Consider the following 9,332-nt stretch of genomic DNA (forward strand, 5'->3'; position numbering starts at 1 on the left):
CGCTCCAAGGCGGCATCGAACATGCCAGACGCACATCCCTCCGGCAGCTTCGTGCAACTTTCGGGCTATAATTCCGCAGTCCTGTGTTCAGGCAATTCATTTGCATCAACCATCGAGGCTGACATGACAGAGTCCTTTCACCCGCCGCGCCGTACCCTGATGGGTCCGGGTCCTTCCGATGTCAATCCGCGAATCCTCGAGGCCATGTCCCGGCCCACCATCGGCCACCTGGATCCGGCCTTCATCGGCATGATGGAGGAGATGAAGGACCTGCTGCGCTACGCCTTCCAGTGCGACTATGATCTGGCTATGCCGGTCTCGGCGCCGGGTTCCGCCGGTATGGAGACCTGTTTCGTCAACCTGGTCGAGCCGGGTGACAAGGTGGTGGTCTGCCAGAACGGGGTGTTCGGCGGGCGCATGAAGGAGAATGTCGAGCGCGCCGGCGGCACGCCTGTCATGGTCGAGGATCCCTGGGGCCAGCCGGTCGACCCGAACAAGGTCGAAGATGCGCTCAAGGCCAACCCGGATGCGCGCATCCTTGCCTTCGTGCATGCCGAGACCTCCACCGGCGCCCAGTCCGATGCCCGCACCCTGGCCGAGATTGCGCGGCGCCACGACTGCCTGACCATCGTCGATACCGTGACCTCGCTGGGTGGTTCCGAACTCCGCGTCTCCGAGTGGGGGCTGGATGCCGTGTACTCCGGTAGCCAGAAGTGTCTGTCCTGCACGCCGGGGTTGTCGCCGGTGACCTTCAGCGAGCGGGCGCTGGAACGGGTGCGCAACCGCAGCCACAAGGTGCAGAGCTGGTTCCTGGACCTGAACCTGGTGCTCGGCTACTGGGGCGGCGACGGCAAGCGTGCCTATCACCATACCGCGCCGATCAACGCCCTCTACGGGCTGCACGAGGCGCTGGTGATTCTGGAAGAGGAGGGTATCGAGAATGCCTGGGTGCGGCATGAGCGCAACCATGAGGCACTGCGCGCCGGTTTCGAGGCCATGGGACTGTCCTTCGTGGTGCCCGAGGGCGCGCGCCTGCCCCAGCTCAACGCGGTCAGCATCCCGGATGGCGTGGACGATGCCCTGGTCCGCAGCCGGTTGCTGGAGGAATACAATCTGGAAATCGGTGCCGGCCTCGGCGCACTGGCTGGCAAGGTCTGGCGCATCGGCCTGATGGGCCATGCCAGCAACCGCACCAATGTCCTCTTCTGCCTGGGGGCCCTGGATGCGGTGCTGACCGACATGGGCGCACCGATCGAGTCGGGCGTGGCCGTGGCGGCGGCGCGGGATGCCTACATCGACTGAGCCGCGGAGATTCCGATATGTCTGATGAGTCCAGGGCGGGTGATGGAAGCCCCTCCTTGATGCAGGTGGTCGGCAGCGTGCTGGCCAGTTTCTTCGGCGTCCAAAGCAGCCGTGCCCGCGAGCGGGACTTCACCCGTGGCCGGCCCTGGGTCTACATCGTCGTGGGGCTGGTCGCGACCATCGTGTTCATCCTCACCGTCTGGTTCGTGGTGCGAACGGTGGTTGGTGCCGCCGGCGCCGGCTGAACCCTGGCTCGATTCAGTCGGCAAACAGCAGCTCCGGCAGGCTTGACGATCGGGTGCCGGGCCGGGGCCGGTTCGCGGCGTTGCGGAAGGTGAAGACCACGGAGTACTTGGTCTGCGCGCTGCGGTTTCGCGTGGCGGCATGCAGCAGCCGGGCATGAAAGAAGAGCACGTCGCCCGGCTCCAGTTCCACAATCCGCTGCTGGTCGAGCAGCGGCCGGTTTTCCGGCAGATCCTCGCGCAGGAAGCGGGCGGCATCGAAACGCCGGTCCTCCAGTTCCAGCCGGTGGCTCCCGGGGATCACGCGCATGCAGCCGTTCTGCTCGCGTTCCGGTCCCAGTGCCAGCCAGGCGTTTGCCAGTTCTCCGGTTTCGAACGCCCAGTAACGGGTATCCTGGTGCCAGCCGGTGTCCGAGCTGTAGCGCGGCTGCTTGGTCATGATGCAGTTGTGGTGCGCCAGCGGCATCACCAGCGGCCGCCCCAGCAGTTGCGCCATGCGCGTACGCAGCAGCGGGTGGCTGACCCATTGCGTGAACACGAAATCCCGGGACTGGGCACGCAGCAGTCGACGGATGGTGCGGCCCCCCTCGGCGTCCAGTGACGGTGGCGCGCCGGGATAGTGCAGCTCGGCCTCGAATTCCACCGGCGGTACCGCCTCTGCGAGCTGTTGCCTCGCCACTTCCAGCATGCGCTCCGCGAGCGGCACCGGGGCCAGCCCGCGGCAGACCACGAAGCCCTCGCGGGCAAAGTGCTCGAGTTCGGCCGGCGAAAAGCCGGTTTCCGGGGCCTGATCCAGTCCGAGTGTTTCGTTCACTGCCGACATTCCGCGGTGGAGGAACCCTCATTATCCCATGTCGAACGCGACACTCACAGGGGCGTGGACGCAGGGTGCCGGCTTGGTACAATCGCGGGCTTTCCGAATGCGGAGCAATGCCATGGCACAGACGTCGATCGGCTGGCAGGGGGTGGGGTTGAGATTCCTCGGTGCGGCCATCCTGGTGTTCTCGACCTACAATCCCGAGGGCTTCTCCTACTTCCACTGGCTGCGCGATCACTGGCGGTCGCCCACGCCGCTGCTTGTGCTGGCCGGCATCCTGTTGCTGATCGGCTGGACGGTGTTCATTCGGGCGACCCTGCGTTCGCTGGGGGCCTTTGGCCTGTTCCTCGCCTTTGCCTTCTTCGGCAGCCTGCTGTGGCTGGTGGTGGACTGGGGGCTGGTGCCGGCTGACAGCGTGCGCGCGCTGACTTACATCATCCTGGTGATGGTGTGCGGGGTACTGGCCGCCGGCATGAGCTGGTCGCACATTCGCCGCCGCCTGACCGGCCAGATCGATGTCGACGATGTGGACGAGGACTGAGCGCGGCGGGAAACGCGGCCTCAGTCCCGCCGGCGCAGGTGTTCGGCGATGTGCCCGGCCATGCGCAAGGCGAGGGCGGCGATGGTGAGGGCAGGCGATTCCCCGCCGCCGGAACTCGGGAACAGGCTGGCGTCGGCGATGTAGAGGTTCTTCCAGCGGTGGCTGCGGCCGTTCGCGTCGACCACCGACGTCCCGGGATCGGTACCCATGCGGGCGGTGCCGAACACGTGGGTGGCGCTGAAGAAGTCCCAGGTCCCGTATTCCTCGCGCAGATCGGTCACCCCGGCCTCGGCAAGAATCTCCCGTGTCTTTCGCGCCATGAAGCGGAGCCGGGCGACGGCCATGTCGTCGAGGTGACTGTGGATGCGGGCCAGTGGTCGGCCATGATCGTCCTTCGCCTCGGGATCGAGGTCGATGAAGCTGCCGGGATGGGGCAGGGACTCGCCGATGGCGCCGACCGAGATCAGCCGCCCGAATTCCGCGCGCAGCCGTCTTCGATGATCCCGCCCCCAGCCGGCGAGTGCCCGGGTGGCATGGGCGATGGGCCCGTTGAAGCCGCCCTCGGCCGTTGAATGGGTGAAGCGGCAGCCGCCGACCACGCCGGGGATGGCATCCGGGGCGTTGAAGTCCCAGCAGATGATGTCCGCCGGCAGGCCGCGATGGCTGCCCAGTGGCTCCGGGTGCAGGCCGGTGCTTTTCCAGGACAGGGTCTCCATGAAGTTCCGTCCCACCATGCCCGACTCGTTGGCGAGGCCGTCGGGGGCGTGCGCATTGGCCGAGAGCAGAAGCAGGCGCGGCGTTTCCACCGCACCGCAGGCCACCACGTTCACCCGTGCCCGGACGCGGCGCCGGGCGCCGTCGGCGCCGCTGATGACCAGCGCGCTGATGCGGTCGTCCCCGCCCGGGACCAGCCTGAGTACCTCGGTATCGGTCAGCAGGGTCAGGCGACCGGTGGCCTGCGCCTGACGAATGAAGGTGACATCGGTGCTGCCCTTGTCGGTGCGGGGGCAGCCGCGGTTGCAGGCCGCACAGTAGTTGCAGGCAGGTCGGCCCTGGTGCGGACTGGACAGCACCGCCAGCGCATTGGGGTGCCAGGTCAGCGAACTTCGACCCATCAGGCGCTGCGCCGCATGGCCCGGTGGGTGGACCCGCTGCGGATAGGGGCCGCTGCGCGGGCGGCTGGGTTCGGTGACACCTGCCACGCCGATCAGCGCCTCGGCCTGCCGGTACCAGGATTCCAGCGTGTCGTAGTCGATGGGCCAGTCTGCACCCACGCCGAATTCGGTTTGCAGGCGAAAGGCGCGCGGATGCAGCCGGTGCGCCTCGCCGGTGAAGTGCAGGGTGCTGCCCCCCACGCCGCGGACGTGGTGATAGCGCCAGCCGTGACGGTGACTGCGAGGATTGAGCGGACCCTGGCCGGCGTTCCAGCTGCCCAGTTCGGCACGCAGGCCCTCGTCCAGCGGCTGCAGCGGGGCGAAGCGATGGCGCCCCCGGCTGCCAGGTGGCTGGGGGAAGGCGTGACGCTCCCAGTCGACAGCGGTCTGCGGATAGTCCCGGGGAGGCACGAAGGCGGGGCCGGCCTCGATCATGAGTACCCGGATCCCGGCATGGCAGAGTCCCCAGGCGAGCGCGCCGCCACCCGCGCCGGCGCCGATGATGGCTACGTCGGCCTCGAGGTCAGGCAAGGCGGTCATGGGGTGGAGGGCGGGTATAGTCGGGATAGCCCAGGGGTTGGGGCGGGTGGTAGCCGGGCAGGCGTCGCCATACGGCCGGGTGCGCATAGTAGTGCTCGAACGCCAGCGCACGCAGCCGGGCGAAGGGAGGCGCTAGCCCCCTGTCGTGGTCGAGGATCTCGGCCAGCAGCGCTGCCCGTCGATCCGGCAGCAGGTCGGCGAAGCCCTCGCCGGCCAGTGTCCGGGCCTGGCGATCAATGCGCCACAGCAGGTGCGCAAGGGTGCGCTGCAGGACCGGCCGCGCGTCCAGCTCGCGCCCGAGGGCGTCCTCCAGGCCCAGTTCCGTGGCCGATGGCCAGTCGCCATCGGCCGGAAGGAGGCTGTCCAGGACAGCGGCCAGCAGGACGGTGTCCGGCACCTCCGGTGGGGTCGGGCGTCGGACCAACCGGAGGGCGCCAAGCAGGAGGGCGCTCAGTCCCGACAGCAGCAGAAAGGAACGCCTGCGCATGCAGCCAGTGTGCGTGCTGCAGTGGCTTGGGGCAATACCGAGCGAATGTCAGGGATTTTTACAACTTCCGGGCAAGGCAGGGCATGTCCTTTGCCCGATGGAGAGCAATACATTGAATAATAAAGGATCTTGTGGATGGTGGTACGAAACCTGTATATCCGTATGGGTACAGCGATTCCGGCATGCGATGCCGGCACGGAAAGTCGCTGAAACCCTGATCGTTAAGGAGGAACCTGTCATGCGTACCCTGATCACCAGTCTGGCACTCTCGCTTGTCAGCTTCGCCGCGTCGGCCGGAACCGCCACGCAGCCGCCGCCCCAGACCGTGCCGGAGCCCGGCATCTGGGCCCTGCTGGCCGTCGGTGGTGTCGGCTACCTGCTGGCGCGCAAGCGCAAGTAAGCCCGGTTGCGCGCGACCTGATCCGGCCTTGTGGCCGGATCAGGACTGCTTGCGCACATCCACATACAGCGTCAGGCGCTGGCCCGGTCGGAGCGGGCGGGTGCTGTCGACGTCATTCCACCGGGTCAGTTCCCGCACCGAAACCCGGAAACGCGCCGCGATCGCGGCCAGTGAATCACCGCGTCGGACCTCGTAGATCACCCGTCGCTGCATCGAGGTTGCGGTGCCGGGCCTGTGCAGTACCAGAATCTGCCCCGGGCGCAAGGTGTCTGCGGGGGCCATGCCGTTCCAGCGGGCAAGATCCCGCACGCGCACGCCCTCGTTCCGTGCAATGTCCCACAGGGTATCGCCGGATCGCACCCGGTAGCGCTTGCCGCCGGTCGCCAGCCGGCGCGCCTCGCGTGCCGCGAGACTCCCTGCGTAGTCCTCCAGCGAACGTTGTGCCACCGGGATCAGCAGATGCCGGCCGGCGCGGATCAGGTCGCTGCGGAGTTCGTTGACATCCTTCAGCACCGCGACCGTGGTCTGGTAGCGCCGGGCAATGGTGCCCAGGCTCTCGCCGCTGCGTATCCGGTGACGGACCCAGCGCACCCGTCGTTGCGGTGGCAGCGTTTCCAGTGCGGTGCTCAGGCGCGCGGCGGCGTCGGCCGGCAACAGCAGCCGATGCGGGCCGTCGGGCGGGGTGGCCCAGCGATTGAAACCGGCGTTGAATCGGTACAGTTCGGCGAGCGGCACCCCGGCCAGTTCCGCGGCCAGTGCCAGGTCCATCTGGCCACCGAGGTCGACGGTTGACAGGCGGGCGTCGGGATCGACGTCGGGAAGCTGCACCCCGTAGCGTTCGGGTTCGGCGACGATCTGCGCCAGGGCCACCAGTCTCGGCACATAGGCCCGCGTCTCGCGCGGCAGACTCAGGTATTCGAAGGATGCCGGACGCCCGCGGGCGCGGTTGCGACGAATGGCGCTGCGCACGTTGCCCTCGCCCGAGTTGTAGGCGGCCACCGCCAGCAGCCAACTGTCGAATCGATCGTGCAGGCGCTGCAGGTAGTCGAGTGCGGCCCGGGTTGACGGCACGGGATCGCGCCGGCCGTCATACCACCAGTTCTGCGCCAGGTCGAAATGGCGACCGGTCGCGGGAATGAACTGCCACAGCCCGGCCGCCTGACCGTGGGAATAGGCGAAGGGATCGAAGCTGCTCTCGATGGCGGGCAGCAGCGCAATCTCCGTGGGCATGTCGCGCGCTTCGACCTGATCCAGTATCCAGGGGAGGTAGGGGGCGCCGCGTTGCAGCAGGCGGCGCAGGTCGTCGGGACTGCGCAGGAAGCGCTTGCGATACTGATCCACGGCCAATGAGTCGGGAACACGCAGGGCGAAGCCCGATCGCAGCCGTTCCCAGAAATCGGTAGGCGGTGGCGCCGTTCCCTGCGGCTCTGCAAGCCGGGGTTCGACCGGCAGCGCGGCGGCGGCGACTTCCGGGGAGACGCCGGCCGGTTCGGCGAGAGGTGCCGGCGCCTCGTCCGCGCGCCGAGCGGCCTCGTCCAGACCACAACCGCCGACGGACAACGCCAGCATCCAGGGCAGCGCCAGGCGCAATGGGTGCCGGAATGTCGCTCGATCGGTCATGTGGGACAGGGCTTCGACTGGCGGAACCGGGGATGCTGACAGTTGCCGGCGGAGGGGTCAACCGACCCGTCCGTCCTCTGCGCGGTGAGGAAGCGATCCGGTATGATGCGCGCATGGGACGGGAGCAGGAAGGATCCGGCCGGCAGCGCTGCCGGCCTCATGCCGTGGCGGCCTTGCGGGACTGGTTCCGCTCGCCGCTCGGACGCGCATTGGGCGAGGCTGAGACGACGCGGCTGCGCGCCAGCCTGGGCAGCCTGTTCGGCTATCACATGCTGCTGGTGGATGCGCCCTGGACAGAGGACGTGACCGAGGCGAGCCGGGTGCGCAACCGCTTTCGACTGAATGCGGGTGCCGGCAATGGGCCTCTGTTCGAGGGGCGGGCAGATGCGCTGCCGGTCATCACCGATTCGATTGATATCATAGTATTGCCGCATGTTCTTGAGTTTTCTTCTGATCCTCATGCCGTGCTGCGCGAAGTCGATCGCTGCCTGATTCCCGAGGGCCATGTGGTCATTGTCGGCTTCAATCCCTGGAGTCTTTGGGGACTGCGTTCCATTTTGACCGGCTGGCGGGGACAGGTGCCCTGGTGCGGGCGCTTCCTGGGCGCAGGGCGGCTGCGCGACTGGCTGGCGCTGCTGGGCTTCGCCACTGTCGAGGCAGCGCCCATCGGCTTCCGGCCGCCCGTGGGTTCCCCCTGGCTGCTTGAACGCGCGGGCGTTCTCGATCGACTGGCCGACCGGGGCTGGCGCTTGCCCGCTGCCGCCTATCTGCTGGTCGCCCGCAAGCGGGTCATGGGCCTGACCCCCATCAAGCCGCGCTGGCGGCCACGGCGGGGGCTGTTGTCGCCGGGCATCGCCGAGCCGACCAGCCGGAGCGGCAACTCGTGAGTCGCCGGGTGGAGATGTTCACCGACGGTGCCTGTCGCGGCAATCCGGGTCCCGGAGGCTGGGGCGTGGTGCTGCGCTACGGCGACCGCGAGAAGGAACTCTATGGCGCCGAGCCCGAGACGACCAACAACCGCATGGAACTGATGGCGGCCATTCGGGGCCTGGAGGCCCTTACCCGTCGGGTTCCCGTGCGCCTGACCACGGATTCACGCTATGTGCAGCAAGGCGTTACCGAATGGCTGCCGAACTGGAAGCGCCGCAACTGGCGCAATGCCGCGGGCAAGCCGGTCAAGAACCGGGATCTCTGGCAGCGGCTGGATGCGCTGGCGCAGGAACACCAGGTCGAGTGGCATTGGGTGAAGGGGCACAGCGGCCATCCCGAAAACGAACGGGCAGATGCCCTGGCCAATCGTGCCATCGACGAAATGCTGAGCGGGGAGAGGACATGAATCGTCAGATCGTACTCGATACCGAGACCACGGGCCTCGAGCCCTCGGAAGGCCATCGCATCATCGAAATCGGTTGCGTGGAACTGGTGAACCGGCGGCTGACCGGGCGCAATTATCACCAGTACCTGCAACCGGACCGCGAGATCGACGAAGGCGCGGTCGAGGTGCATGGCATCACCAACGAGTTCCTTGAAGGAAAGCCGCGCTTTGCCGATATCGCGGGGGAGTTCCTGGACTTCGTGCGTGGTGCCGAGCTGGTCATCCACAACGCCCCCTTCGATGTTGGCTTCCTGAATCACGAACTCCAGCGGTTGGGCAGGGACTGGGGGTGCATCGAGGACCACTGCACGGTACTGGATACGCTGGCGCTGGCGCGGCGCATGCATCCCGGGCAGAAGAACAGCCTGGACGCGCTGTGCAAGCGTTACGGGGTGGACAATTCCAACCGTGAGCTGCACGGTGCGCTGCTGGACGCCGAGATCCTGGCCGACGTCTACCTGGCCATGACCGGCGGCCAGGTGGCCCTGTCGCTGGATACCGCGCAGGGGCCGGGGCAGGAAGTCACGGGCGATACCGCCATCCGCCGTCTGCCGGTCGACCGACCGCCGCTGCCGGTGATCACGGCCAGCGAGGAAGAGCTGGCCGCCCACGAGGCGCGCCTGGATGCGCTGGACCAGGCCGCGGCCGACGGGGCACTGTGGCGCCGGCTGTCGCACTGAGAAACGGCGGCGCTGGCCGAGGATTCAATCTGGAACCAGTTGGGGATGGGAGCATGCTGAAAACGGAAGATGCCCGCATCGCAGTGATCGGGCTGGGTTATGTGGGATTGCCGCTGGCAGTGGCGTTCGGCCGGTACTATCCGACGGTCGGCTTCGACGTCAACAGCAGACGCA

General features: G+C 67.5%; 11 protein-coding genes. 7 read left to right on the forward strand and 4 right to left on the reverse strand.

Features of this window, described 5'->3' with window-relative positions:
- The first annotated feature begins 123 nt into the window (after positions 1 to 123).
- Together MVF76_RS02025 and MVF76_RS02030 are read left to right on the forward strand one after the other, a co-directional pair.
- Complete coding sequence (locus tag MVF76_RS02025; RefSeq protein ID WP_297527114.1) at positions 124 to 1,302, forward strand: pyridoxal-phosphate-dependent aminotransferase family protein; 1,179 nt, start codon at positions 124 to 126, stop codon at positions 1,300 to 1,302.
- 59 nt (positions 1,303 to 1,361) lie between these two features.
- The gene (locus tag MVF76_RS02030; protein WP_297527115.1) at positions 1,362 to 1,547 is read left to right on the forward strand and encodes a DUF2970 domain-containing protein; all 186 of its coding nucleotides are present in this window, start codon (positions 1,362 to 1,364) and stop codon (positions 1,545 to 1,547) included.
- A gap of 13 nt (positions 1,548 to 1,560) precedes the next feature.
- On the opposite strand, the gene MVF76_RS02035 is transcribed toward MVF76_RS02030, so the two are convergent.
- Positions 1,561 to 2,367: a phytanoyl-CoA dioxygenase family protein gene (locus tag MVF76_RS02035; protein ID WP_317622916.1), complete on the reverse strand. Its 807-nt coding sequence runs from the start codon at positions 2,365 to 2,367 to the stop codon at positions 1,561 to 1,563.
- A gap of 112 nt (positions 2,368 to 2,479) precedes the next feature.
- Here MVF76_RS02035 and MVF76_RS02040 point away from each other — a divergent pair, with 112 nt between their 5' ends.
- Complete coding sequence (locus tag MVF76_RS02040) at positions 2,480 to 2,902, forward strand: DUF6524 family protein (protein WP_297527117.1); 423 nt, start codon at positions 2,480 to 2,482, stop codon at positions 2,900 to 2,902.
- Between the two features lie 20 nt (positions 2,903 to 2,922).
- Here MVF76_RS02040 and MVF76_RS02045 read toward each other — a convergent pair whose 3' ends face one another.
- Positions 2,923 to 4,596 carry a GMC oxidoreductase gene (locus MVF76_RS02045; protein WP_297527118.1) on the reverse strand — a complete coding sequence of 558 codons (1,674 nt, stop codon included), beginning with the start codon at positions 4,594 to 4,596 and terminating at the stop codon, positions 2,923 to 2,925.
- Entirely contained in the window at positions 4,580 to 5,083 is a 504-nt protein-coding gene (locus MVF76_RS02050; RefSeq protein WP_297527119.1) for a gluconate 2-dehydrogenase subunit 3 family protein, read from the reverse strand. Before MVF76_RS02050 ends, MVF76_RS02045 begins: the two co-directional genes overlap by 17 nt.
- A gap of 238 nt (positions 5,084 to 5,321) precedes the next feature.
- Between MVF76_RS02050 and MVF76_RS02055 the strand changes: the two genes are divergently transcribed.
- Positions 5,322 to 5,483, forward strand: a complete 162-nt coding sequence (locus MVF76_RS02055) for a PEP-CTERM sorting domain-containing protein (protein WP_297527120.1) — start codon at positions 5,322 to 5,324, stop codon at positions 5,481 to 5,483.
- A 39-nt stretch (positions 5,484 to 5,522) separates the two neighbouring features.
- On the opposite strand, the gene MVF76_RS02060 is transcribed toward MVF76_RS02055, so the two are convergent.
- Positions 5,523 to 7,103, reverse strand: a complete 1,581-nt coding sequence (locus MVF76_RS02060; protein WP_297527121.1) for a LysM peptidoglycan-binding domain-containing protein — start codon at positions 7,101 to 7,103, stop codon at positions 5,523 to 5,525.
- 113 nt (positions 7,104 to 7,216) lie between these two features.
- Here MVF76_RS02060 and MVF76_RS02065 point away from each other — a divergent pair, with 113 nt between their 5' ends.
- From MVF76_RS02065 to dnaQ, 3 genes are read left to right on the forward strand one after another with little or no spacing between them, the layout of a single operon-like run.
- Positions 7,217 to 7,990 carry a class I SAM-dependent methyltransferase gene (locus MVF76_RS02065; RefSeq protein WP_297527122.1) on the forward strand — a complete coding sequence of 258 codons (774 nt, stop codon included), beginning with the start codon at positions 7,217 to 7,219 and terminating at the stop codon, positions 7,988 to 7,990.
- A gap of 14 nt (positions 7,991 to 8,004) precedes the next feature.
- Positions 8,005 to 8,439 carry a ribonuclease HI gene (gene rnhA / locus MVF76_RS02070; RefSeq protein WP_297527126.1) on the forward strand — a complete coding sequence of 145 codons (435 nt, stop codon included), beginning with the start codon at positions 8,005 to 8,007 and terminating at the stop codon, positions 8,437 to 8,439.
- A complete protein-coding gene (gene dnaQ, locus MVF76_RS02075; protein ID WP_297527123.1) occupies positions 8,436 to 9,158 on the forward strand; it encodes a DNA polymerase III subunit epsilon in 723 nt (240 codons plus the stop codon). The genes rnhA and dnaQ overlap by 4 nt, the downstream gene beginning before the upstream one ends.
- Positions 9,159 to 9,332: the final 174 nt, after the last annotated feature.

The sequence above is a fragment of the Thiohalobacter sp. genome (assembly GCF_027000115.1).
GTDB lineage: Bacteria > Pseudomonadota > Gammaproteobacteria > Thiohalobacterales > Thiohalobacteraceae > JALTON01.